Raw genomic sequence first — 24547 nt, 5'->3', positions numbered from 1 at the left:
TCGAAGACTTCCTACACTGACCACCAACCGTGGCCGGTCGTATGACACCCCTCAGACCGAACGGCCGCATGTCACGCTCTGCCGCGAACAGGTGGTGCCCATGCCCAGCCCGCGCCTCCTGTCCGGCAGCCTGGCGCACCTGCTCTCGGACAATGCCCTGGAACACCTGCGTGCGGCCGGGATCGCCCGTCATGCGGAACTGTCCACATCCCCTGAAGGGCTGCGCGGGCTGCTGACGCGACGAGGTCTTCCGGTCCACGAGGCGCTCGTCAGCCTGGAGGCACAGGCCGGCGGCGCCGCGTTTCCCGGGGGCCGGGTGCTCGGGGCCGCGTGTTTCCTCCGGGCGTGCCCGTCGCTCCGGCTACGCGATCTGCCGGAGATCACGGAAGGCACAGCCCTTCCGATCTACGGCCTTCCGGACCACCTGGCCGAGTGGGAATCGCCGTTCGGCCTCATGTCGGCGTCGGGGGCCATCTCGCTGTTCGACGCTCCGTTCGGCCCGGTCCCGGCGTTCTCGTCGCTGGAGCACTTCTTGGAGGTCCTGGCGCTCGCTCCGTTGTCCGGCGGGCTCCACACCTTGCGGGTGAACGCCCTGTGCGGCGAAACCCTCGCCGGTCTCGTCGGAGCCCTCCCGCACGCGGCAGCCATGGGTGAGTACACATCCGGATGGATCGGCACGGGCGTTTGGGTCAAAGAGCTGAGAATCGCGCTACCGGACGGCCGCGACTGGTCGGGCCATCACGGCACGTTCATCAGCACCGAGCACACGGATCTCCTCGTCGACACTATCGATCTTCTTCTCGAACAAGGTTTCAGGCTCGGCTACCAGGGCCCCTCGTCCGAGCCGCAACCGGGTGAGCCGCTGGTCCTGTCGTTCGTCGACGAAAATCCGGAACTGGGCTATCGCACTCGCACGCGTGTGAACGTGTGGGGCCGACGCCACGCATACAAGATCTCAACTCAGCCCGAGCCCACCACACACCGTGAAACGACGACGAACCGACCCCAATCTCACTGAGCCGGCAGCGCCTCGATCCGGTTGTGCGCGCCCAGTTTCTCCAGGGTGCGCTGCAGATAGGTCTTGACGGTGTTCCGCGTCAGCCCGAGCGCCTGCGCGATCTGCGAATTGGTCTCACCCATCGCGACCCGCCGGAGGATCTCGTACTCGCGTCTGGTGAGGCCGTGCTCGCGCAGCCGGAGGTTGACGTTGCCGATGTTCCACTACAACGGCTGGTGCACCGCGTGGGCCATGACGGCGATCGGCGGGCGGCACGTCTGCCTGCCCGCCGTGGACGGCGAGACGATGTGGCGGCTCATCGACGATGAGGGGGTCACCCACCTCAACGCCACGCCGACCGGGCTGGTCACCATGGTCAACGCCGGGCGCGCGCACCCGCTCGGACGGCCGCTCGTCGCCACCACCGCGGGCGCGCCGCCGAGCCCCACGATCATCGCCCAGATGGAACGGCTCGGCGCTCGGGTCGTCCACGTCTACGGGCTGACCGAGACGTATGGTCCGTACTCGGTGTGCGAGCCGCAGGACGGCTGGCCGGACCTCGATCCGGACGAGCGGGCCCGGCTGCGCGCCCGCCAGGGAGTCGGCATGGTGCAGACCGACGGGCTGCGCGTGGTCGACGAGCGGATGCGGGACGTGGGGGAGCGGCCCAAGGCGTTCGTGGTCCTCCGCGACGGAAGGGACGCCACCGGCCCCGAGCTCATCGAGCACGTACGCGCGAGGCTGGCGCGGTACAAGGCGCCCGACGCGGTCGAGTTCGTCGCCGAACTACCCAAGACGTCCACCGGAAAGATCCAGAAGTTCCAGCTGAAGGACAAGGAGTGGGCGGGCCGCGACCGCCGGATCACCGGCTGACCGCAGGTGGCACCGGAATCCCTGTTCCGAGCTCGCGAAGGACGGCGCGTCAGGGAGTCTCCGGGCCGGTGGGCGCGAGGTGCGAACGGGCCGGTCCGGGGTCGTTGAAGACGATGTGCGGCTGGTTACGGGCCTGGTTGAGCGCCCACAGTCCGGCCGCGTCGGCGAGGGTGAACACGAGCACCACCAGAACGGCCAGGATGAGGCGGCGCCTGCGCTCGCGACGCCGCCACTCGCCCTGGACCCGCTGGTAGGCGTCCGGGGCCGCCTGTACGCCGTTGGCGAGCGTTTCGAGGACCTCGCGCAGCTGGTCCTCGGTGCTGGCCGGGCCGGTGGTCATCGTCTCTCCCGCATGATCTTGGTGAGGGTGGCCATGCCGCGGTTCGTGTGCGCCTTGACCGCGCCGCAGGAGATGCTCATGGCCGCGGCGATGTCGCTCTCCCGCAGTCCCAGCCAGTAGCGGAGCACCAGTGCCTCGCGCTGTCGTACCGAGAGCTGCCGCAGCGCGTCGATCAGCGCCTTCTGGTCGTCGCGGAGCAGGGCGACGCTCTCCGCCGACCGTTCCAGGTCGGTGCTCCATTCCGCGTGCTTGCGTACGACCTGGAGATGGCGCAGCCGCATCCGGGTGAGGTTGCAGACCACCGAGCGCAGGTACGGCAGGGCGGCGTCGGCCGTGCGCAGCCGGTTCCAGCGGCGGTGCAGCTCGCAGAACGCCTCGGCGACGATGTCCTCGGCGTCGTCCGCGCCGAGCAGCACGGCCAGCCGGAGCAGGCCGGTGTAGTGCGACTCGAACAGCCGGGTCAGCGCGGCCTCGCGTTCCATGCCCGGCGGCACGGGCGCGGCCGACGGTGTCGAGGGCGGTGTCGGCGGTGCCGACGGCCGGGTCGCTGGTGTCGGCGGTGTCGCCGGCGGTGGAGTCGGCGGCGCTGAGGACAGTGGTGTCGGCGGTGGCGTCAACGGTGCTGTCATCGGGCGTGTCCCGGTCATCGGACCGTCCCCGCTTCCGGTGGCGTGCGGACCGGTTCGTCCAGCGGTGGCGGACGGGTCCCGCAGGTGCGGTTGATGAGCGGTGTGAGGGCCACGACGACGGCGAGGTTCAGCGCCAGCGCCACGACCGCGGCGTACGCCTGCACCCCCTGGCCGCCCAGACCCACGGGGACCAGCGAGGAGAAGCCGCTGTAGACGACCATGAGCGTGCCCGCGGCCATGCCGGCGCCCCACCCGACCAGCAGGGCCCTGTGGTGGAGCCGCCGGGTGAACAGTCCGATGGCGACGGCGGGGAAGGTCTGCAGGATCCAGACCCCGCCGAGCAGTTGCAGGTTGATGGCGTCCTGGTCGCGCAGCCCGAAGACGAAGACGACCGCCCCGATCTTGGTGCTGAGCGAGACCAGCTGGGCGATCCGCGTCTGGTGCTTCGGCGTGGCGGTCGGATGGAAGCACTCGACATAGATGTTGCGGACGAACGTGGTGGCCACCGCGATCGACATCACCGCGGCAGGCACCAGCGCGCCGACGGCGAGGGCGCCGAAGACCAGGCCGGTCAGGGCGGCGGGCATCAGTTCCTTGACGAGCAGCGGGACGGCGGCCTCGGCGCTGCCGGACGGCGCGTGGATGCCGGCCGCGAGCGCGGCGACGCCCAGCATGGCGAACATCGCCAGCACCGCCGTCCAGGCGGGCAGCGCGATCGACGCGCGGCGCAGTGTGTCGGCGCTCGACGCGGCGAACGTCGCGGTCAGCACGTGAGGGTAGAGCAGCAGGGCCAGCGCCGAGCCCAGCGCGAGGGTGGCGTACACCGCGAACAGGTTCGGGTCGAGGCTGAGCGACGCCGCGGGCACCGCCCCCGAGGAGAGCGCGCGCTCGGCGCCGTCGAACATCGGGCCGGGCCCGCCGAGCCGGTCGAGCACGAGGAAGGACACGGCGAGGGCGGCGCAGAAGATCGCCACGCCCTTCATCAGCGAGATGACCGCCGGGGCGCGCAGGCCGTGCCGGTAGGTGGCCACGGCGAGCACCGCGAACACGCCGACCAGCGCGAGATCGCCGAACGCCCCGCGCGGGTAGAGCCCGCCCGCCGACAGCACCGCCCGGATGCCCACGAGCTGCAACGCGATGTAGGGCATCGTGGCCAGCACTCCCGTCACCGCGACGACGAGCGCGAGAGCCGGAGAGCCGTACCGTCCCCGGACGACGTCGGCGACGGTGATGTGCCCGTGGCGGCGTGCCTCCGACCAGAGCCGCGGCAGCAGGACGAAGGCGAGCGGGCACACGATCACGGTGTACGGCAGCGCGAAGAACCCGATCGCCCCGGTGCCGTACACCAGTCCGGGAACGGCGGCGAAGGTGTAGGCCGTGTAGATCGTCCCACCGAGCAGGAACCAGGTCGTCGGGGTGCCGAACCGGCGATCCGCCAGCGCCCAGCTCTCCAGCGTCGGCAGTTCGGGAGGGAGGCGGAACCTGCGGGCGGCGACCGCGAGCAGCGAGGTACCACCGAGCACAGCGAGGAACGTGGTCGCACTCAACGGCTCGATCATCGGCCACCGTCCATAGAAGCCCGGCAATTACCTTCATGTTGCGTGGAGTCCCCGATTGGTTGACACGAAATCTCCTCGAAAAACGGGGTAAACCAACTCGCTCGTGTCCGCAACCCTGCATCAGACCGCGGAAACTCTCGGGAGGGCACGATGGTGAAGCCGAATTGGACGGCACGGCGCGCCGCCGCCGCTGTCTGCCTGGCCATTCCCGTACTGGCGCTCCTGTGGGTGCCGTGGTATCCCCACGATGCGCCGCATTTGGCCGGAATGCGGTTCTTCTTCTGGTATCAGCTGCTTTGGGTACCGGGAAGCGTGGTGTTCATGGCCGCCGCGTACGCGCTGCGACGTGATCGTCCGCCGGACGATCATTCCGGGCGCGATGACAGCGGCCTGTAACGCACGATGAGCGTCGTTTGTAATATCCGCCTCGCGCGGCGTGGATATCGCGAATGATCGCTGGTCGTGAACGCGGCGCGCGTCACCCCGTAATGGTGGCGCGCGTCGCGGATAATGCGGCTCGGCCCCTTCGGCGGGCCCTGAGCTGATCTTTCTCGGCAATCCCGTGTGTTTTGTCCTGCCTTCGTTTCAGGAGGATCATCCATGTCCAAAACCGGTTCCGGTGGCGCCAGGGTCACTCCCAGATCGATAGCCGTATGGACCGCCGTCGCGGCGGTGGGCGCGGTGGCCTGGGGCGTCCTGGCGCTGTCCCGTGGCGAGAAGATCTCGGCGATCTGGCTGGTGGCCGCCGCGCTCGGCTCCTACGCGATCGCCTACCGCTTCTACTCCCGTTTCATCGCCCGCAGGGTGCTCGGTGTCGACGATCGCAGGGCGACCCCGTCCGAACGGCTCGACAACGGCGTCGACTTCCATCCGACCGACCGGCGCGTACTTTTCGGCCACCACTTCGCCGCGATCGCCGGCGCCGGCCCCCTGGTCGGCCCGGTCCTCGCCGCGCAGATGGGCTACCTGCCGGGCACGATCTGGATCATCGTCGGGGTGATCTTCGCCGGGGCGGTCCAGGACATGGTCACCCTGTTCTTCTCGATGCGCCGCGACGGCAAGAGCCTCGGCCAGATGGTGCGCGAGGAGATCGGCCCGGTGGGCGGGACCGCCGCGTTGGTCGCGGTGTTCGCCATCATGATCATCCTGCTCGCGGTGCTCGCGCTCGTCGTGGTGAACGCGCTCGCGCACTCGCCATGGGGCACCTTCTCCATCGCGATGACCATGCCCATCGCCCTCTTCATGGGCGTCTACCTGCGCATGCTCCGGCCGGGTAAGGTCATGGAGGCCAGCGTCATCGGCGTGGTGCTGCTGCTGCTGGCCATCGCGGGCGGCAACTGGGTCCAGAACTCGGCCTGGGCCGACGCCTTCACGCTGAGCCCCCAGACCCTCGTCATCTGCCTGGTGGTCTACGGCTTCTTCGCCTCGGTGCTGCCGGTGTGGATGCTGCTGACGCCGCGCGACTACCTGTCGACGTTCATGAAGGTCGGCACGATCGGACTGCTCGCCGTCGGCGTGGTCGTCGCTGCGCCGCACCTGCAGAACGAGGCGATCACCAAGTTCGCGCTCAGCGGCACCGGGCCGGTCTTCGCCGGGTCGCTGTTCCCGTTCCTGTTCATCACCATCACCTGCGGCGCGATGTCGGGCTTCCACTCGCTCATCGCCTCCGGCACCACGCCGAAGATGCTCCAGAAGGAGTCGCAGGTCCGGCTGATCGGCTACGGCGCGATGCTCATGGAGTCGTTCGTCGCCATCATGGCGCTGATCGCCGCGTCCGCGCTCGAACCCGGCCTCTACTACGCGATGAACGCGCCCGTCGCCCTGCTCGGCACCACTCCCGAGAGCGCGGCGGCCGCCGTCACGAAGCTGGGATTCGTCATCACCCCGGACAACCTGCGCGCCGCCGCGGCGGCGGTCCAGGAGCAGACCGTGATCGCCCGCACCGGCGGCGCCCCCACCCTCGCCGTAGGAATCTCGGAGATCCTGTCCGGCATCTTCGGCGGGGCGGGGTTCAAGGCGTTCTGGTACCACTTCGCGATCATGTTCGAGGCGCTGTTCATCCTGACCACCGTGGACGCCGGCACCCGTGTCGCCCGCTTCATGCTGCAGGACTCCCTTGGCAACCTGTGGAAGCCGATCGGGCGGGTGAGCTGGAAGCCCGGCCTGTGGGGCACCAGCGCGCTGGTCGTGCTCGCCTGGGGCTACTTCCTCTACACCGGCGTCACCAACCCGCTGGGCGGCATCAACCAGCTCTACCCGCTGTTCGGCCTCTCCAACCAGCTCCTGATCGCGGTCGCGCTGACCCTGGCCACCACGATCCTGGTCAAGTCGGGCAAGCTCAGGTGGGCGTGGGTCCCCGGCATGCCGCTGCTGTGGATCGTCGCGGTGACGATGACCGCGAGCTGGCAGAAGGTCTTCCACGACGACCCCAAGATCGGCTTCTTCGCCCAGCGGGAGAAGTACGCCGACGCGCTGGCTGCGGGCAAGGTGCTCGCCCCGGCGAAGAACCTCGACCAGATGCACACCGTCGTCGTGAACTCCACCGTCGACGGCGTGCTCGCGGCGATGTTCGCGGCGCTCGTCCTCCTGGTCATCGGCAACGCCGCGGTCGTCTGCTGGCGGGCGGTACGCGCCCGTGAGCCGCTGCCGATCGCCGAGGCGCCATACGTCGAGTCCACCATCGTCGCGCCGTCCGGACTGTTCTCCTCCGCCGCCGAGCGCCGCGAGCTCGCGTACGCCGGAGTCGGCGCCACGGCCGCCGGTGGATCGGTCGCCGGTGGATCGGAGACGGGCGTCGGTCATGCGGGCGCTGGTCATGCGGGCACTGGTCACGAGAGCGCCGGTCACGCGGGCTCCGCCGGCACGGGAGGGGACGGCGCGGACGCGGGCGCCAGGGAGGCGGAGACGCCGTGACCCCGCGATCCCTGCTGCGCTTCGCGCGGTGGTACGTCCGCGAGATCACCGGGGTGACCGAGTACGACCGGTACCTCGACTGGCACCGCGCCCACCCGCACATGCCGCTGCTCTCCAGGCGGGAGTACGAGCGGCTGCGCATCGACCGGCGGGACGCCGACCCCGGCGCCAGGTGCTGCTGAGAGATCCGCCGGCACACGAAACCACGCGAAATCGTACGAGACGCACGAGACCGCACTGACAGCCATCCACACGGTCCATCCACACGGCCCACCGAGAAGGCCGATCCACACGGCCCACCGGCACCGAGAAGGCCGATCCACATGGACCACTGAGAAGGCCCATCCACACGGCCCACCGACACCCACAACCCACAACCCACGGCCGTCCGCACCCACACCCACAGGGTCCGCTGACAGCCCATCCACACACCCCACCCATCGACGCGTCTCCCGCGACCGATTGACCGGCCACCGTCCGACCGGCCGTCCCACCGGCGGCCGGTCGGGCGCCACCGTCTGTCAGACCGGCCGTGCGGGGGACGCGTCGTCCCCTACCGCGGATCCCTACCGCCGATCCCTACCGCCAGACCGCCTGCCCTGCCGCCCGCCCTACCGCCAGGCCTGACCGGCCCACCGGTCCACCGGTCCACAGAAGGAGCGCACGGACCGTGGACGAAACCGCGGATGGAACACCGAGGAGAACGACGTGACAGACCCACCGTTACCGCATGTCCGGACACCCCGGCCGCGCAGTCCGGGCCCCTGGGCTCGCCTGGGCGCCACGGCGCTGCTGGCGGCACCCTTCCCTGCCCTGCTGTGGGTCGGGGGATACGCGCGAACGGGCCCGTGGTTGCTCGGTTTCCCGTATTTCTACTGGTATCAGCTGCTGTGGGTGTTCCTGTCCTCCGGCATGACCTGGTGCGCCTATCTCCTCATGACCCGTACAGGTCGCTCGCCGGACCACACGCCCGGCGCGTACGGCGGGCCCGACGAGGGCCGCAGGTACGGCGGATACGGCACGTCCAGCGGGCGGAGTGAGAACCCCGAGGACCGCGGATACGGCGGGTACGCCGGTCGCGGCGGTCGCGGCGATTTCGGGGAGTACGGATTCGGGGACCACGGCGAGCACCGCGAGAGGTTCCGATGAATCTGGACACCGTTGACTGGACCGCACTGACGATCCTGGTGATCTTCTTCTTGGTGGTGACCGTCATGGGATTCACCGCCGTACAGGGGCGCCGGGGACGGCACACGGCGGGACCGATGCACACGCTGGACGAGTGGGGGTTGGGGGACCGGGGCTTCGGCACCCTGTCGTCCTGGTTCCTCCTGGGCGGCACCATCTACACCGCGTACACGTTCATCGCCATACCTGCGGCGATGTTCTCGACGGGCGCGGTGAGTGGGTTCTTCGCCGTGCCCTACACCATCCTCACGTATCCGCTGATCTTCATCGTGATGCCGCGTCTGTGGTCGGTGGCCCACCGCCGCGGCTACGTCACGCCCGCGGACTTCGTACGCGGGCGCTACCAGAGCAGGAGCCTCGCGCTGGCGGTGGCCGTGACCGGACTCATGGCCACCCTGCCCTACATCGCGTTGCAGCTCGTGGGCATCCAGGCGGTGTTCGAGGTCATCGGCCTCGGAAGCAGCAACGCCTTCGTCAACGACCTGCCGCTCGCCGCCTCCTTCACCGTGCTGGCCGCCTTCACGTACTTCAGCGGCCTGCGGGCGCCCGCGCTCATCGCGGTGCTCAAGGGCGTGCTGCTGTGCCTGGTGGTCTTCGTGGCGTTCGCCTACCTGCCCCACAAGCTCGGCGGATTCGAGGCGATCTTCACCTCGGCCGGCGAGAAGATGGCGGCGGTCGATCCGCAGACCGGTCAGCCCACCGGTGTCTTCGTTCCCGGCGAGACCGGTTTCTGGGCGTACGCCACGCTGGCCCTCGGGTCGGCGATGGCGCTGGTGGTCTACCCGCACACGGTCACCGCGGCGCTGGCCACGCGGAGCCGCGACGTCATGCGCCGCAACGCGGCCCTGCTGCCCGTCTTCACGCTGGTCCTCGGGCTGTTCGCGCTGCTCGGGTTCTTCGCGGTGGCGGCGCGTGTCCGGCCCACGGGGCTGGACGGCCTGCCCAACCCCCAACTGGTGGTGCCGGAGCTGTTCGCGACCCAGTTCCCGAGCTGGTTCGGCGGCGTCGCGATGGCGACCATCGCCATCAGCGCCCTCGTGCCCGCCGCGATCATGTCGATCGCCGCCGCGAACCTGGTGAGCCGCAACATCTACCGCGAGCTGGTCAACCCGGACGCGACCGCCCGCCAGGAGGTACGGGTCTCCAAGGCCGCGTCGTTCCTCGTCAAGTTCGGCGCGCTCGCCTTCGTCCTGTTCCTCGACAGGAGGTTCGCGCTGGACTTCCAACTCCTCGGCGGGATCTGGATCCTGCAGACCTTCCCCGCGATCGTCTTCGGGCTGTACACCCGCTGGTTCCACCCGGCGGCGCTGCTGGCCGGCTGGGCCGCGGGCATGGTCTACGGCACTCTCACGGCGTACGACATCGTCAGCCCGCGGACAGGGAAACACTTCGGCGGCTCGCTGGCCGAGATCCCGTTGCTGGGCGACGGGCGCCTGGGCTACATCGCGCTCACCGCTTGCGCGTTGAACGCGGTCGTCAGCGTGGCCGTCACCATCCTGCTGCGTGCGGCCGGACTGCCCAACGGGCGCGACGGGACGGCCGCCGGTGACTACCACGCCGACGCCGGCGACCCGCATGTCGAGCCGATCAGGGAGCTCACCCGCTGAGGCCCGCCGGCGCGGGGGGAGCGGATCGTCAGTCCGGCCCGCGCCTGCGGGAGGCGCGTTGCCGGCAGGCGTGGGAGCAGTAGACGCGGGGACGGCCCGACGTCGTCGACTCCAGCGGCCCGCCGCACACCTCGACACGCGCACGCCGGTCATTACGGTGTGTCCGGCCAAGACCGCTCGTCAGGAGCACGGCCCGGACGGGTCGTCTCCGGTCACTACGGAGTGTCCGGTCACGGCGCGAGTGCGGCGAAGCGGTCGGTCGCGGCGATGAGAGCGTCCCTGACACCGGAGTGGCCGGCGCCGTGCGCCGCGTCGTCCACGAGGACGAGCGTCGCGTCGGGCCAGGCGCGGGCGAGTTGCCAGGCGATGTCGGGCGGTCCGCTCATGTCGAGGCGGCCGTGGACCAGGACCCCCGGGATGCCGGCCAGCCGGTCCGCGTCCCGGAGGAGGGCGCCCTCCTCCAGCCACGCGGTGTTCGACCAGTAATGCGTGACCAGCCGGGCGAAGGTCATCCGGAACGACGGGTCCTCATAGCGCGGGTCGGGCCGGTGATCTCTCACGGTGGCGACGTGGGTGTCCTCCCACGCGCACCAGTCCCTGGCCGCCTTCTCGCGTACGGCGGGGTCGGGGTCGTGCAGCAGCCTGCTGTACGCCCCGGCGAGGTCGCCGTCACGCTCGCCCTCCGGGACGCCGTCACGGAAGCGTGCCCACTCCTCGGGGAAGACCCGGCCCATGTCGCGGGTCACCCACTCGACCTCCCGGCGTGAGGTCGTGACGACGCTGAACAGGATCATCTCCGAGACACGTTCGGGGTGCGTCTCGGCGTACGCCAGCCCGAACGTCGAGCCCCACGAGCCGCCGAAGACCAGCCAGCGGTCGATCGCCAGGTGCGCGCGCAGCCGTTCGACGTCGGCCAGCAGATGCGCGGTCGTGTTGGCGGACAGGTCGGTGTCCGGGGCGTCGGCGCGCGGCGTGCTGCGCCCGCAGCCGCGCTGGTCGAACAGCACGATCCGGTACGCCTGCGGATCGAAGTAGCGCCGCCACCCCGGGGTGCACCCGGACCCGGGCCCGCCGTGCAGCACGACGGCGGGCTTCCCATCGGGATCGCCGCAGGTCTCCCAGTGGACGAGGTGACCGTCGCCCACGTCGAGCATGCCGCTGTCGTACGGCTCGATCTGGGGATAGAGGCTCATGCGATCTCCTTCCGCAAAATTATGACAGCGCTGTTACATTAGCGGCCATGGAGAGCATGCCGGAGCGCGCGGCCGTCGGGACGTTGCTGCGTCACGTACTGGAACTGCTCGACGGCGACGTGGCCAAGGTGTACGACGAGCTGGGCCTGCCCGGCTACCGGCCCCGCTTCTCGCCGTACGTGCGGGCGCTGGTGGCGGACGGCCCGGCGTCGATCCGCGAGCTGGCCGGGAAGGTCGGGGTCACACACTCGGCCGCCAGTCAGACCGTGGCACAGATGACCCGCTCCGGCCTGGTGGCCGTCGAACCCGGTGCGGACGCCCGGCAGCGGATCGTGCACCTCACCCCCAGGGCCCGCGAGTCGCTGCCGGTGATCGAGGCGGAGTGGGCGGCGACCGAGGCCGCCGCCAGGGGGCTGGACGCCGAGTTGCCGATGCCCCTCGCCGACCTGCTGACGCAGACCGTGCTGGCGCTGCGGCGCAAGCCCTTCCGGCAGCGCATCGCCGAGTCCGGACTGGACGTGACCCCGGGGGAGTAGGGGATCAGGCGAAGCCGGCGAGCTTGTAGAGGACCAGCGATCCCGCGACCGCGACGTTGAGGCTGGCTCCGGTGCCGATCATCGGGATCTCCACGACGGCGTCGAGGAGGTCGAGCGCTTCGGGCGGGATGCCGTCGCGCTCGTGGCCGAGGACCGCGACGGTCGGACGGCGGGCCATCGGCAGGTCGGCCAGCCGTACCGCGTTCTCGGCGAGTTCCACGCCCAGAACCCGGGTACCGGCCGCCCTCTGCTGGTCGAGCCACCTCAGCGGCCCGCGTACCCAGTGCACGCAGGCCGGACGGCGAAGCGTGTTCCCGCGATCGAGCGCCTCGGGCACCCACGGCAACCGGGGTACGGCCAGGCAGGCCCCGGCGGCGTCGCACGTGCGGAGCAGCGTTCCGAGGTTGGCTCCGTGCATGGGCCACAACGGCGCGACGCACAGATGGCCGAGACAGCGCTGGGGGCGCCGGCGGCGCTGGGTTCGCAGATCTTCGCGGGTACTGACGCGTATCGCGGGACCGCTGACGACCGGGCTCATGACAGGGCGCGGAAGGCTCCCGCGAGGAGAGGAATGTTCATCGCGACGGGCGCTTTCAGCGGCGCGCCCAGACCATCGACGAGATCAGGGATGTGTTCCGACTATAGACCGAAGATCCACACTTGGCCACGCCCACGCCCACGCCCACGCCCACGCGCAGGCTCACGGCCACGGGCACGGTGATGGTCACGGTGATGGGCACGGTCACGGCCATGGGCGCAGCACGGCGTCGGACCGCGTACGACCGGTCGGCCGGTGCCGTCGACATCGGCGTGGCGAGCGTCGGGCGGAACCCGGCCGCCCGGCTCGCCGCCGATGGAAACTTTCAGACCCCCTAGTCGTGGATTCGCCTCGCGTACCAGCTCAGCGTCATGGGCTTGAATACGGTTCGGCCACGCGCCTTGTGTCGCGAAATATTTCGGATGAACATCCGGAATGTTTCATATCTGCGCACTCCTCCACGCGAACGCACCCCCCTAGTCAGGAAGGACAGCGGATGAGGGTGAAAGCTCGGGCGTTGGGCGCGGTGATCGCGACCGTGCTGCTCATGCTCACGGGCCTGGTCATGGCCGTGCCGGCCTCCTCGGCGTCGCTCACCGAAGTGACCGGCTTCGGCACCAACCCCACCAACCTGCGGATGCACCTGTACGTACCGGACCGCCTCCCCGCGCGTCCGGCGATCCTGGTCGCGGTGCACTACTGCACCGGCTCCGGCCCGGCCTTCTACTCCGGCACCCAGTTCGCCTCGCTGGCGGACCAGTACGGCTTCATCGTGATCTATCCGTCGGCGACCAGGAGTGGTTCCTGCTTCGACGTCTCCTCCTCGCAGGCGCTGCGCCACGACGGCGGCAGCGACCCGGTGGGCATCGTGTCCATGGTCAGGTACGTCCAGCAGCGCTACACCACCGACACGTCCAGGGTCTACGTCACCGGGGCGTCCTCCGGAGCGATGATGACCAACGTCCTCCTGGGCGGCTACCCCGACGTGTTCAAGGCGGGGGCGGCGTTCATGGGCGTGCCGTTCGGCTGCTTCGCCACGACCGACGGCTCCAGCTGGAACAGCACCTGCGCCAACGGCAACCTGATCAAGACCCCGCAGGAGTGGGGTGACCTGGTGCGGGCCGCGTACCCCGGCTACAGCGGGGCCCGGCCGCGTATGCAGGTCTGGCACGGCACCGAGGACTCGACGCTGCGCTATCCCAACCTCCAGGAGGAGATCAAGCAGTGGACCAACGTCCACGGGCTCAGCCAGACGCCGACCCTCACCGACCAGCCGCAGCCGAACTGGACGCGTACGCGGTACGGAAGCAGCGGGGTGAACGCCCCCGTCGAGGCGATCAGCGTCCAGGGCGTGGGGCACAGCCTGCCCACCAGCGGTATGGAACTGGCCGCCATCCGGTTCCTCGGCCTGGACACCACCAGTGCGTCACCCAGCCCTTCGGCGAGCCCCTCGGCGAGTCCGTCACCCTCGCCCAGCCCCTCGCCCAGCCCCTCGACGTCGCCGACCGGGTCCGGCCCGTGCCGGGTCACCTACACGATGAACAGCTGGAACACCGGCTTCACCGCGTCCGTCACCATCGCCAACACCGGAAGTTCGGCGATCAACGGGTGGGGCCTGTCGTTCACGCTGCCCGGCGGGCAGAGTGTCACCTCCGCGTGGAACGCCACGGTGTCACCCTCCAGCGGCCAGGTCACCGCCAGGAACCTCTCCTACAACGCGAGCATCCCGCCGGGCGGCTCGACCGAGTTCGGCTTCCAGGCCACCCACACCGGCAATACCGGTAAGCCGACCTCGTTCACGCTCAACTCCACGACCTGCGTCACCGGCTGACACGCCCCTGCCGTACGGTCTGCGGCGTGGCGGCCATCGGGTCGCCACGCCGACGTGCGAAGCCGGCGCGGCTCGCACGGAGCCGGCCGGTCTCGCACGGATGTCCGCCGGTCCCGTGGTCAGGGGATGAGGAGGACGCGGCCGAGCTGCGAGCGGCTCTCCAGGATCCGGTGCGCCTCGGCCGCCTCGGTCAGCGGCAGGCGGGCGTGCAGCGTGGCGCGCAGCCTCCCCTCCACCGCGTGGCGTGCCGCCTCGTCCATGTCCTCGCGTGCCTGCTTGGGCGCGGCGGCGCGCCAGGCGAGCAGCGAGAACCCCGTCACCGACCTGACCGCGAACAGGCTCATCACGGGGATGTCGGTGACCTCGCCGCTCGCCGCCCCGTAGACGACGGCCCGGCCGAACGGGGCAAGGAGGTCGAGGCTGCTCCTCAGGACGCCGCCACCGACGGAGTCCAGGACGACGTCGACACCGCCCGGCGCGATCTCGCGTACCCGCTCGGGCCAGTTCGCGGCGGAGTAGTCGACGGCGGCGTCCGCGCCGAGCGCGCGGGCGAAGTCGAGCTTGGCGGGGGAGCCCGCGGTGGCGATCACCGTAGCGCCGGCGATCTTGGCGAGTTGCACGGCCAGGTGACCGATGCCTCCCGTGGCGGCGTGGACTAGCACGGTTTCGCCGGGCGACAGCCGGGCGGTGCGCAGGGCGCCCAGTGCCACCGGGGCGCCCATCGGCAGCATGCTGGCGGTGGCGTCGTCGATTCCGTCCGGTACGGGCGCGAGCCACTCGGCGTCGGCCAGGACCTGATCGGCGAAGGCGTCTTCGGCCAGCGTGGCGACCCGCCGCCCGACGAGGTCGGCGCCGACGCCCGGTCCGACGGCGTCGATCGTGCCCACCACGTCGCCGGTGAGCACGGCGGGCAGCTCCCGCCGATAGATGCCGCCGGTGTCGGGCCCCTGGCGGAACTTCACGTCGACGAAGTTGGCGCCGATCGCCTCGGCGCGGATCCGTACCTGCCCGGGGCCGGGGACGGGAGGCTCGGCCTCCTCCATGACGAGTACCTCGGGGCCTCCGTAGGCGTGATAGCGGATTCGGCGCATGATGTCCTCCAGAGTTCGCAATAAACTGGACCGACGGTCAAGATGGGCGAGAGCGTACTTGACCGACGGTCCACTTGTCTATGTGGAAGAGGTCCTTATGGCTGAGGGGCGTCGCGAGCGCGCCGACGCGGCACGGAACCGGCAGGCGATCCTGCGGGCGACGGAGGAGCTGCTGGCTCAGTACCGGCCGGAGCAGGTCTCCATGGAGCGGGTCGCCGCCGCGGCCGGAGTCGGCAAGGGCACGGTGTTCCACCGTTTCGGCAGCCGGCTGGGGCTCATGGTCGCGCTGATGCAGGAGCGCGCGTACGCGTTGGACGAGGCCGTCACGAACGGACCACCGCCGTTGGGCCCCGGTGCTCCGCCGGAGGAACGGCTCATGGCCTTCCTGGACGCGGTCGCCGAGCTCGTCGGCCGCAACAAGGGGCTGCTCGCCGCGCTCGGTCACGCCGCCACCGCGTCCAGGCCGGAGTGGAGGGAGCAGGGGGCACAGGCGGGCCAGGTCGAGGACTGTGCCCAGGGGTCACCGGACGACCATCCCGTCTACCGGTTCTGGCACGGCCACACCAGCACGCTGATCGCCGAGCGGCGACCGGAACTGGACGCGGAGCTGCTGGCCCACATTCTGCTGGGCAGCCTGCAGAGTGAACCGGTCCTGAGGTTGCTGGAGCGCGGGGAGTCGGCGCGGCTGGCCGCGTCGCTACGCGTCATGGCCGCCGCGATGCTCGCGGCCCCTGCCCCCTCCTGACCCGGCCAGTACAGGGCGCCGGGCCGGTACTGGGTGTCTGGCCGGTACTGGGTGTCTGGCCGGCACAGGGCGTTCCGGCGGGTTCGCGGCGGCGCTCGACCCGGCCGGACGATCAGGTTGCGGTGTCGTCCGAGACCGGCGCGCCGCTCCCACCCCTCGCCTTGTGCACCCAGGCGCGGGCGAGCTCGGGGTCGTCGCGGCGCGCGGGAGACGGGATGACGGTCGCGGTGCGGCGCGGGCCGTCGCCGGTGACGACGTCATCCCCGCCGACCCACCAGCCGCGCTCGATGAGCTGAGCGCGCCGCCGGCGATAGGCGACCTGGAGGGCGTCGCTGCGCAGGTGCAGCTCGTCGGACAGGTCGAACGGCAGCAACTCGGGGCGCTGCGACTCCACCACCGGCCGGTCCTGGAGCAGGATCCGCTCGATCCGTCTGCGCGCGTTGCCGTCCGCCCAGCGGCCGGTGAGGAAGTTGCGAAAGCCCAGGATCTTGACCAGCGTACGGTCCTGCGAGATCGGGATGTTGAAGTCGTAGAGGATCATGTCGCCGAACGGGAGCCGGATGTGGATCTTGACCATGTTCGGCAGGTACCAGCCGTTGGTGACCGTCACCTGTTCGGGCCTGCTCCGGTGGCGCGCGAGGACGCCCCACAGCCCCCTGGGCGGTGCCGAGCTGAGTCGGATGTCCGCCACCGCCGACCAGTCGTCCAGGGTGATCGTGTAGTCGGGGATCTCCGGCCTGTCGGGGTCGCCGAACGTCGTGCCGTGCACGAACGGGATGTGCGCGGAGTCCACGACGTTCTCCAATGTCCGCTCGTAGTTGGCGGCGAACTCCATCTCGACGTGGACGGCGTGGAAGGCAGGGTCGCCGTGCTCGGGGATGTGCGGGATGGGCGGCCGCGCCTCCTCGGGCAGGTCGCCGAGGAACGCCCACACCATGCCGTACCTCTCGACGGTCGGATAGGAGTCGACCCGGGCCTTCCCGGGAATCCCGCGTCCCGGCGGATTGGCGGGGATCCGCACGCAGGCGCCGCCGGGCTCGTATTCCCAGCCGTGGTAGGGGCACGCGACGGTGTCGCCCTTCACCGTGCCCATCGACAGCGCGCCGCCCCGGTGCACGCACAGGTCGGACAGGCAGACGACCTCGCCCCTGCGTGTGCGGTACAGGACGAAGTCCTGGCCGAGGCAGGTCACCTTCGCCGGCCTGCGCCCGACTTTGTCGCCGAACTCCACCGCGTACCAGAAGTTCTTGAGCATGGTCCCGCCCCCCGCGTCGACGCGCGGCCGTCGAACCGTCCGAGTACGGCTCGCGCCCGCGTTGCTTCCTGACACAGGTGTGTTCGCAGGAAGACGGTCGTCAGTTGCCCGGAATCTCGAAGAACATCCAGGCCGGCGGGATCAGGCGGTCGCCACGGTCGCCGAACGGGATCGGCGGCCCCCGGTCCCAGGAGGAGGCCGCCGCGTTGAAGCCGCTCCCCGCGCCGCGCCCGCGCTCGATCATGATGGGTGGCGAGGCCCTCGTGCCGCGCCCGCTCTTCACGTACTCGCGCCGACCGGCGGGCGCGCCGGCCGAAGGCGTCCTGCTGAGCCGTACGAACAAGAGATGGTGGTAGAGATGATCACAGTCGACGACGTGCGTCGGGTGGCGCTGGCCCTGCCGCGCACCTCGGAGCATCTGATACGAGACCGGATCAAGTTCCGGGTCGGCAGGATCGTCTATCTCGCGATCTCGCCCGACGAGACGACGATGGGGTTCGCCTTCCCCAAGGAAGAGCGCGCGGCGCTCGTCGCGGCCGAGCCCGGGAAGTTCCACATGCCGCGCCCGTCCGATGAGCGGTACAACTGGGTCCAGCTCACGATGGCGGCGATCGACGCGACCGAGATGCGGGAGATCGTCATCGACGCGTGGCGGATGGCCGTCCCCAAGAGGGTGGCCGCCGCCTATCTCGAGAGCATCTCCCGCCGGCCGGGCGGCGCCTGAGGCTCCCGGAGCCCGGCCCGTCGCCGGAGCGCGGTCAACCGCTGGGCGCCGGTTGGAGTGCGGTCAGCTGCTGGAGGCCGGTTGGAGTGTGGTCAGCTGCTGGAGGTCGGCCACGAGTCCGGCCAGTGTTTCCGGCACCAGCGAATAGCAGATGGTGGTGCCTTCGCGCCGCGTACGCACCAGTCCGGCCTCACGCAGCACCTTCAGGTGCGCGGAGATCGTCGGCTGGCTCACGGAGAACTCGTCGGTGAAGTCGCACGCGCAGATGTCGGACTCGACCGCGAGCCTGCGCACGATCCCGAGCCGCACCGGATTGGCCAGCGCGCGAAGCACCGCGACGTCCACGGTCTCCACAGCGTCCACGGTCTCCACGGTATCCACGGTCTCCACGGTCTCCACGGTCTCCACGGTCTCCACGGTCTCCACGGTCTCCACGGTCTCCACGATGGACAGCGTATCGTCTCCGAGCTATATAGTCTGAACCCTATATAGAAGGAGAACGATGGATCACCTCGACGAAGCACTGGTCCGGCTGGCGCCCACCGGACCCGAGTACCGCGGCGGCCTGTCCAACCACGGCCCGATGGTCGCCGAGGCCCTGGTACGGCTGGGCGCGGCGGAGACGATCGCCGACTGGGTCTCGGGCTACCTGCCCCGGCTCGACGGCGGGCCCGACGTTCGCGGCCGCGTCACCGACTGGCGGGCCGCGCTCGGCGACCGGCGCAGGGTCGGCGACTGGACCGCCTACTTCACTGAGCGCCTGACCGAGGCCCCGTGGCGTGCGGTGCTGGCCGAATGGTGGCCGCGGCTCACCCCGGGCCTGGCCGCGGGCGCGACGCACGGCGTGATCCGCGCCTCGCACGCGGTCAGGGCGCTGGCCGAGCAGGAGACCCCGCCGAGGTTCACCGAGCTGGCCCAGGCGCTGGCGTACTGGGCGGCCGGATACGTCGAGCTGCCGGGGCGGCCGCTGACCAGCGGTGTGCGGACGCTGGAACAGGCGGTCGCCGTACTGCCGATCCTGGAACTGGCGCCGACCGAGCTGATCGTGGCGCACCTCGCGCACCTGCGGGACCTGCCGGAGTTCGCCGGAGTCGTCTCCTCGCTGCGCCCGCCCACGGACGTCGCCGCCGACCTGACCGAGCTGACCCGGGTGTTCGCCGGGGTGTTCCTGACGCACGGCAGGCACGCGCCGATCGACTTCATCCACGCGGTGACGGCGCCGGTGGCGGTGTCGTCGGTGCTGGACCACCTGCCCAAGGAGCTCTGGCGGCCCACATACGACGCCCTGTGGCAGGTGGCCGCCGCGCTGTACAGCGGCTTCGCGTATCAGGGCACGGTCGAGCCGCTTCCCTCCGATGACCCTCCGGCGCCGGGCGAGCTGGCCGGGAGGGCCGCCGAGACCGGCGACGCCCACGCCATCAAGCTGACCGAGGCGGCGCTCCGCCAGCACACGAGGACCGGCGATCCAGTCTTCCTCCATGCCGCCGCTCGCTCGGTGGAACTGCTCCGCTGACGGCACACCCACCACCCGCCGTCCGGGCGGCCTTGAACCTGCCCTCGATCATCGAGAAGCGCCGCCGAGCGTCGGCACGGCGCCGCACTCGGCCCACTCCACGCCGACCCCGCGCAGTCCGGCGGACCAGGGCCCCGTCACCTCGGCGAGCCCGGCCGCGTCGGGCGGGGTGCGCCCGAGCCCGATGGCGAACCGAGCCCGTCCCTGCCCGGCGTCGAACGGCTGGGGCCAGGCATGCGCGTCCTGGATTCCCGCGCGTTCGAGAGAGGCGAGCAGCGCCCGCATCCGGCCCCGGACCCGCCCCAGCGTCACGCCGAACTCCTCCGCCCGCCCGGCCCGTACGGTCACGACGGCCCACGCGGCGTGCCGCCGATGCAGCGGCGGCGGCGACAGCAGCTCCGCCAGGGGATCGCGGCCGGCCTCCGCCGCCGCCTCCGTGGTCTCCCAGGCGTTGTAGAGCTCCCGCGTCAGAAGATCCCGCCAGCCGGCGCCGACCTGCTCGCTGCACAGGCGGACCGGGGCCGTGGGAGTCATGATCTGTACAGCCGCGCCCCAGCCGTCATCCGGTGGTGTCTCCCGCCCTCGGCGCGGTGCCGTACCAGGTCGCGGCGGCGTTTCCTGCCCTCCGTCCGGTGCCGTGCCAGGCGGGGGCGGTGTCTCCTGCCCCGCGCCCGAGGTGGCCTCCGGCCACAGGCTGACCGGCCGCCGCCAGTCCCATGCCGCCCACATGCCGAAGAAGTGGCCGAGCAGGTCGCCGGGCGGGAGATCCCCGGCCTCCCGAACCGTTCGCGCCGCGAGGACGGCCCAGGCCAGGCCAGGAAGGCCGCCGAACGGAGCCGAGTCCAGCCCGCGCGCCTTCGCCCATGCCTTCACCTCACGGGCCAGCCGGGTGAACGCGGCAGCGTCCACGCCGACGGCGGCGAGGACGGCGTCGGCGTCGCTGATCGCGCTCAGGGCGATCGCCGCTTCCTCTCCCAGCTCGGTACGGCGGGCCACCGCCTCGGCCGGGGGCATCCCGGCGGTCGGGACGACGACCAGATCGACGTCGAGACCGACGCCGAGACCGCCGACCCGCGTCCGCAGCCCGGGGACCCGGGCGCCGACCACGCGCCGCGTCTCCGTCGCCTCCGGCAGCGCCGCCGCCACGCGCGCCTCGACGTCCGTGAGATCGGGCTCACCGGGCAGCGCCACGACCAGGTCGAGGTCCGCACCGGGCAGCGCGCACCCCAGCCGGCGCGATCCGGCGACGTGGACCACGCCTCCGGCCAGCGAGACCCGCAGCCGTTCCACGACGTCACGCGCCGCCGGTCCCCCGGGGACCCCGATGTCCTCGACCGTCCCCTGTCCGCCGGGGCCGCGACCGGCCGCTCGTGGCACGTCGCCGGGAGTCCCGCCTGCGCGCCCGGCCGGGCCGTGTGGGCCGGGTTCACGCGTGTTGTCAGTGATCCAGCGCACGTCGCCGGTTCCCAGGGCGACGGTCGCCCTGGGCCGCATCGGCTCCTCGCCTCGGCGGGACAGCAGGACCAGTTCGTCGACACGCACCGGCCCGCCGCCGAGTCGTGCCGCGCACTCGTCGATGAGGCGCTCCGGATCGCGGGCCCTGCCGAGCGTGAGGTGCGGCGTGTAGCCCTCCGCGCGGCCCCGGCAGCGGGGGAAGGCACGCTCCAGCGCGTCGCGCAGTTCCACCCACGGCTCACGCCCGGCGGAGGCCGGGTCCAGCCAGACCGTGGAGCCGTCACGGTGACGGAAGGCGCGCACGCCTTCGAGCAGTGCGGTGAACGGAGCGGTCGCGGCCGCGGCGGCCGCCACGAGAGGCGCCGCCTCCTCGAAATCGGATTCCGGTACAAAACCGAACATCACCGTGACATGCGGCGGCCACCTGCCGACCTTGGGGTCGTGTTCCTCGCGGATCTCCTGGATCGCGGGCCAGAGCTCCTCCGGCGGGATCCACGCCACCGCCGTCCGCGCGGTGGGCCGGGCGTCGAGAACTCCGGCCCGCGTGCCCTGCCCGTACTCGTTCTCGCCGACGACGATATCCACGGCGACGCCGTAGTGATCCGACACGAACAGCCCGCCCGGCGTCGCGGGGGAGTCGCCCCGCAGAACCGCCGCGCCGGCCCGCAGGTCGTGACCGCGCAGCAGTACGCGGTCGAGCCGGGACGCGCGGCCGGAGAGCGAGGAGACGGCCGCCAGCGGATTGGCCCGTGGATCGAAGGTCGGCGTCTGGTCGTCGAGCCCGTGCACCTCGGTCCAGGCGTCGCGCAGGCCGAGCACGTCGGCGGGCCCGCCTCCCCCGTCATTGAGGTCGCCGAGCAGGATGACGTCACCCTCCACGCCGCGCAGCACCTCGGCCAGCCGGTCGAGCTCGGCCCCGCGCCGGGCCGGGCCGTCCTCCGAATGGTCGCTGGTCAGATGCGTGCCGGCCACCACGATCGGCCCCGCCGCGGACTCCACCGTGACGGCGACGACGGCCTTGTGCGGGCCGAGGGCATGCCGGCCCGCCTCCCGCACGGGCAGGCGGCTGAGCAGGAGGAGCCCGCTGTCGTCGACGTCCCCGCCGCGCGGATCGGAGCCCAGCGTGTACGCGGAGCGAACCCACGGCGCCCGCAGCAGCATGTCGAGCAGCCCGGTCTCGACCTCCTGCAACGCGATGACGTCGGCGTCGGCCCGTTCCAGCGCCTCCAGCAGCAGCGGCCTGCGCCCGGCGGTGTCGATCCGGTCGCTGTCGTAGCGATCCCACAGGGTGTTCCAGGTCAGCACACGCAGGCGCGCCCCGGACGCGCCCGGCACGTGGGGCATCCCCGCCTGTACGGCCGGGGCCGGACTCCAACCGGTGAGCGGGTCCCACACGTACGGCACGCACGCGGTGAAGGACGGCTCCCGCAACCTGCGCGGTTCCCGTACCCGGCCCGCCTGGGACGAGTCGAGGAGGTCGAGGCCGGAGGCCCGATCCCAGACCACCTCGCCATCCGCCTCGACGAACATGATCCGGTGCCAGGGGATGTCGCCTCCGGGCACGAACGCGGGCAGCGGCACTCGCGTGGGAGCGGCCGCCCGCACGTTGATCCCCAGCACGAAGCGCGCCGGATCGAAGCGCGGATCCCAGCGGACCCGGTGATAGATCTCTTCGCTTGTTCGCATGGGCTCAGTCCGTACTGTCGAGGGCTCCGGCGGTGTCGTGGACCCGTCCGTCCGGCCCGGCGTACCAGGTGCGGTGCGCTTCCCACGGGAAGGGCGGGGCGAAGCGCCGGAGCTGGGCCGAGAGCACCTCCGGTGGTACCGGGTTCGCGCGGCCGCTGTTGCGCAGCGCCAGCTCGCCGTCGGGCACCAGCATGACGACGTGCGTCGTCAGCGCGTCGCGACGGCGGGCCACCGCGTGCACCAGCGAGCGTTGTCGCCGGTTCAGTGCCGTGGCGTCCCAGACGATTGTCCCGCCGCCGGCCAGCAGCTCGTCGAGCAGGTGCAGGCCCTCGCGGAGGATCGCGGGATTGGCCCGCTGGTCCGACCGGGATCCACGGGCCGCACGCAGGTCGTCGAGCGAGACGACGGCGTCGGCGCGGGTGGCCGGGCGGACGCCTCCATCGGTGCCTCTATCGGTGCCGGCGTTGCCGGTGGTGCCTGTGGTGACGAGGTTCCTGGCGAAGGTGCTCTTCCCGGTGCCCGACGGCCCGACCATGATGACGAGCCGGGGAAACGCGCCCGATCGCCACCGCCAGGTCGCCGCCACGGCCTCCTCCGGTGAGGAGATCCGGCCGAGTGCGTAGGCTTCCCGGGCCTCGGCCCAGCATCGGTCCGCCGCGTACGGGCCGCATCCGCCGAGCGCCGCGCGCAGTCCCTCGCGCAGCGGGCGCAGCGGCGCCTCGCCGAGCAGCCCCGCGTCCTCGGCGTGGAGCTCCGACCACGCGATCTGCTCTCGCGCGGCGAGGGATCCGTCGTCGTGGCGCCCGGCCAGGGCGGCGGCGGCGACCGCGTGCAGGACGCCCAGGTCGGCGGCTCCGGCCAGCCGTACCAGCCCGGTCCTGCGCGCTTCCTCGGGGTACGGATCGCGCAGGCGGGCGTGCAGCCCGGCCAGATCGGCGACCCGCCGAGCGAGCCCCATGCCGAGGGGCGCCACCAGCCGGGCCGCCAGCCAGGGCCGCCGTGCGTCGTCGAACAGCGCCGCCAGCACGCCCGCCAGCCGGGCGTCCCCCGACCGTCCCAGCACGTCGAGCCGTGCGGAGACGTCGGCGACCGCCGCCTCGGCCCGCTCCATGAGCGCCCGCTCCGGTACGGCGGGCTCGACGGAAGGCGCGGTGGCCTGGCGGAGCTCGTCGATCGCCGTCCCCAGCGCGGCAAGGAGCGACGGCACGGCGGGACCGGCCCCCGAACGAACCTCCCACAGAGCGGCGGCGGGGCCCAGGCCGTTCGGCACGACGGGCGCGAGCATCCAGTGCTCGTCGGTCGTTACATGCGCGGAACGCACCCATTTCGCCACGCGATGGGCGAACTCCTCCCGCCGGAACCCTTCGACGGTCCGTACCACGTATCCCTCGTGCCGCGCCGTGTCCAGGCGCAGGGCCCGCAACGCGCGCTCGTCGCAGACACCGCGCCACAGCACCGCGGGGACCGGGACTCCCAGCCGCCGGCTGAAGCGCACGGTCTCGTCCCAGTCCAGGCAGCGGTCGCCGTCCCACACCGAGAAGGCGTAGAACCAGCTCTCCAGATCGTGGTACGCGAGCGAGTGCCGGGCGTAGAGGTTCTCCCCGCACACCCGCCAGGCCGGCGGGATGTGCCGGGCGATCCTGCCGTGCAGGCCCTTGATCCACGCGCGGGACGGATGGTGCGCCGAGTCGAGGGAACGGGCGTGCAGCCCGTCCGAATACATGGTCGTGTTCTCGCCGTCGAGCTTCTCGGTGACGACGACCTCACGTCCCACGAGCCCGGACAGGCCGCCGGCGCGCAGGTCGTCCGTCGTCGCTCCTGGCGACCAGGGCAGATGCGGGGTGCGAGGGTAGTGGACTCGCATGGTGTGCCCC

25 protein-coding genes are annotated in these 24547 nt (G+C 71.3%); 13 read left to right on the top strand and 12 right to left on the bottom strand.

Annotation, left to right across the window (positions count from 1 at the left end; genetic code table 11):
* Positions 1-100 precede the first annotated feature (100 nt).
* The gene (locus tag AB0I59_RS11325) at positions 101-1018 is read left to right on the top strand and encodes a hypothetical protein (protein ID WP_358132121.1); all 918 of its coding nucleotides are present in this window, start codon (positions 101-103) and stop codon (positions 1016-1018) included.
* Here the strand turns inward: AB0I59_RS11325 and AB0I59_RS11320 are convergent.
* The gene (locus AB0I59_RS11320; RefSeq protein WP_358132474.1) at positions 1012-1194 is read right to left on the bottom strand and encodes a response regulator transcription factor; all 183 of its coding nucleotides are present in this window, start codon (positions 1192-1194) and stop codon (positions 1012-1014) included. The genes AB0I59_RS11325 and AB0I59_RS11320 overlap by 7 nt on opposite strands.
* A 19-nt stretch (positions 1195-1213) precedes the next feature.
* On the opposite strand from AB0I59_RS11320, the gene AB0I59_RS11315 reads away from it, so the two are divergent.
* On the top strand, positions 1214-1870 hold the full coding sequence (locus AB0I59_RS11315; protein WP_061259647.1) for an AMP-binding protein: 657 nt from the start codon (positions 1214-1216) through the stop codon (positions 1868-1870).
* Between the two features lie 49 nt (positions 1871-1919).
* Here the strand turns inward: AB0I59_RS11315 and AB0I59_RS11310 are convergent, their stop codons facing one another.
* The 3 genes from AB0I59_RS11310 to AB0I59_RS11300 form a co-directional block, all read right to left on the bottom strand.
* Positions 1920-2210: a hypothetical protein gene (locus tag AB0I59_RS11310; RefSeq protein WP_358132119.1), complete on the bottom strand. Its 291-nt coding sequence runs from the start codon at positions 2208-2210 to the stop codon at positions 1920-1922.
* Positions 2207-2692, bottom strand: coding sequence for a sigma-70 family RNA polymerase sigma factor (locus AB0I59_RS11305; protein WP_358132117.1), 486 nt, complete (start codon positions 2690-2692; stop codon positions 2207-2209). The genes AB0I59_RS11310 and AB0I59_RS11305 overlap by 4 nt, the downstream gene beginning before the upstream one ends.
* A 161-nt stretch (positions 2693-2853) precedes the next feature.
* A complete protein-coding gene (locus tag AB0I59_RS11300) occupies positions 2854-4398 on the bottom strand; it encodes a sodium:solute symporter family protein (RefSeq protein ID WP_061259644.1) in 1545 nt (514 codons plus the stop codon).
* Positions 4399-4548: 150 nt separating this feature from the next.
* Between AB0I59_RS11300 and AB0I59_RS11295 the strand changes: the two genes are divergently transcribed.
* The 5 genes from AB0I59_RS11295 to mctP all read left to right on the top strand — a co-directional run bounded on the left by AB0I59_RS11295 (position 4549) and on the right by mctP (position 10106).
* Entirely contained in the window at positions 4549-4794 is a 246-nt protein-coding gene (locus AB0I59_RS11295; RefSeq protein WP_358132115.1) for a DUF3311 domain-containing protein, read from the top strand.
* A 204-nt stretch (positions 4795-4998) separates the two neighbouring features.
* Entirely contained in the window at positions 4999-7311 is a 2313-nt protein-coding gene (locus AB0I59_RS11290) for a carbon starvation CstA family protein (RefSeq protein ID WP_358132113.1), read from the top strand.
* A complete protein-coding gene (locus AB0I59_RS11285; RefSeq protein WP_358132111.1) occupies positions 7308-7493 on the top strand; it encodes a YbdD/YjiX family protein in 186 nt (61 codons plus the stop codon). Before AB0I59_RS11290 ends, AB0I59_RS11285 begins: the two co-directional genes overlap by 4 nt.
* Before the next feature lie 526 nt (positions 7494-8019).
* Complete coding sequence (locus AB0I59_RS11280; protein ID WP_358132109.1) at positions 8020-8460, top strand: DUF3311 domain-containing protein; 441 nt, start codon at positions 8020-8022, stop codon at positions 8458-8460.
* On the top strand, positions 8457-10106 hold the full coding sequence (gene mctP / locus AB0I59_RS11275) for a monocarboxylate uptake permease MctP (protein WP_358132107.1): 1650 nt from the start codon (positions 8457-8459) through the stop codon (positions 10104-10106). The genes AB0I59_RS11280 and mctP overlap by 4 nt, the downstream gene beginning before the upstream one ends.
* 230 nt (positions 10107-10336) lie before the next feature.
* On the opposite strand, the gene pip is transcribed toward mctP, so the two are convergent.
* Complete coding sequence (gene pip / locus AB0I59_RS11270) at positions 10337-11299, bottom strand: prolyl aminopeptidase (RefSeq protein ID WP_358132105.1); 963 nt, start codon at positions 11297-11299, stop codon at positions 10337-10339.
* A gap of 47 nt (positions 11300-11346) precedes the next feature.
* Here pip and AB0I59_RS11265 point away from each other — a divergent pair, with 47 nt between their 5' ends.
* Positions 11347-11835, top strand: a complete 489-nt coding sequence (locus AB0I59_RS11265) for a MarR family winged helix-turn-helix transcriptional regulator (protein ID WP_061259640.1) — start codon at positions 11347-11349, stop codon at positions 11833-11835.
* Positions 11836-11839: 4 nt separating this feature from the next.
* Here AB0I59_RS11265 and AB0I59_RS11260 read toward each other — a convergent pair whose 3' ends face one another.
* Entirely contained in the window at positions 11840-12253 is a 414-nt protein-coding gene (locus AB0I59_RS11260) for a TrmH family RNA methyltransferase (RefSeq protein ID WP_061259639.1), read from the bottom strand.
* A gap of 242 nt (positions 12254-12495) precedes the next feature.
* Here AB0I59_RS11260 and AB0I59_RS11255 point away from each other — a divergent pair, with 242 nt between their 5' ends.
* Positions 12496-12711: a hypothetical protein gene (locus AB0I59_RS11255; RefSeq protein WP_358132103.1), complete on the top strand. Its 216-nt coding sequence runs from the start codon at positions 12496-12498 to the stop codon at positions 12709-12711.
* 158 nt (positions 12712-12869) lie between these two features.
* A complete protein-coding gene (locus AB0I59_RS11250; protein ID WP_358132101.1) occupies positions 12870-14204 on the top strand; it encodes an extracellular catalytic domain type 1 short-chain-length polyhydroxyalkanoate depolymerase in 1335 nt (444 codons plus the stop codon).
* 119 nt (positions 14205-14323) lie between these two features.
* On the opposite strand, the gene AB0I59_RS11245 is transcribed toward AB0I59_RS11250, so the two are convergent.
* The gene (locus AB0I59_RS11245) at positions 14324-15295 is read right to left on the bottom strand and encodes a quinone oxidoreductase family protein (protein ID WP_358132099.1); all 972 of its coding nucleotides are present in this window, start codon (positions 15293-15295) and stop codon (positions 14324-14326) included.
* A 97-nt stretch (positions 15296-15392) separates the two neighbouring features.
* Between AB0I59_RS11245 and AB0I59_RS11240 the strand changes: the two genes are divergently transcribed.
* Entirely contained in the window at positions 15393-16040 is a 648-nt protein-coding gene (locus tag AB0I59_RS11240; protein WP_061259635.1) for a TetR/AcrR family transcriptional regulator, read from the top strand.
* A gap of 112 nt (positions 16041-16152) precedes the next feature.
* Here AB0I59_RS11240 and AB0I59_RS11235 read toward each other — a convergent pair whose 3' ends face one another.
* Positions 16153-17295, bottom strand: a complete 1143-nt coding sequence (locus AB0I59_RS11235) for an aromatic ring-hydroxylating dioxygenase subunit alpha (protein WP_358132097.1) — start codon at positions 17293-17295, stop codon at positions 16153-16155.
* A gap of 100 nt (positions 17296-17395) precedes the next feature.
* Positions 17396-17638, bottom strand: a complete 243-nt coding sequence (locus tag AB0I59_RS11230; protein ID WP_358132095.1) for a hypothetical protein — start codon at positions 17636-17638, stop codon at positions 17396-17398.
* A 15-nt stretch (positions 17639-17653) separates the two neighbouring features.
* Between AB0I59_RS11230 and AB0I59_RS11225 the strand changes: the two genes are divergently transcribed.
* Positions 17654-18019, top strand: coding sequence for an MmcQ/YjbR family DNA-binding protein (locus AB0I59_RS11225; protein ID WP_358132093.1), 366 nt, complete (start codon positions 17654-17656; stop codon positions 18017-18019).
* Positions 18020-18082: 63 nt separating this feature from the next.
* On the opposite strand, the gene AB0I59_RS11220 is transcribed toward AB0I59_RS11225, so the two are convergent.
* Positions 18083-18463, bottom strand: coding sequence for an ArsR/SmtB family transcription factor (locus AB0I59_RS11220; protein WP_358132091.1), 381 nt, complete (start codon positions 18461-18463; stop codon positions 18083-18085).
* 58 nt (positions 18464-18521) lie between these two features.
* Between AB0I59_RS11220 and AB0I59_RS11215 the strand changes: the two genes are divergently transcribed.
* Positions 18522-19532: a questin oxidase family protein gene (locus tag AB0I59_RS11215; RefSeq protein WP_358132089.1), complete on the top strand. Its 1011-nt coding sequence runs from the start codon at positions 18522-18524 to the stop codon at positions 19530-19532.
* Between the two features lie 48 nt (positions 19533-19580).
* Here AB0I59_RS11215 and AB0I59_RS11210 read toward each other — a convergent pair whose 3' ends face one another.
* Entirely contained in the window at positions 19581-22673 is a 3093-nt protein-coding gene (locus AB0I59_RS11210) for a poly(A) polymerase (RefSeq protein WP_358132087.1), read from the bottom strand.
* A gap of 4 nt (positions 22674-22677) precedes the next feature.
* Positions 22678-24537: an RNA ligase family protein gene (locus tag AB0I59_RS11205; protein WP_358132085.1), complete on the bottom strand. Its 1860-nt coding sequence runs from the start codon at positions 24535-24537 to the stop codon at positions 22678-22680.
* Positions 24538-24547 lie beyond the last annotated feature (10 nt).

The organism is Microtetraspora glauca (genome assembly GCF_040656155.1).
Lineage (GTDB): Bacteria > Actinomycetota > Actinomycetes > Streptosporangiales > Streptosporangiaceae > Microtetraspora > Microtetraspora glauca.
The sequence above is the reverse complement of the archived record's forward strand: the minus strand, read 5'-3'. Positions and strand labels throughout refer to the sequence as shown.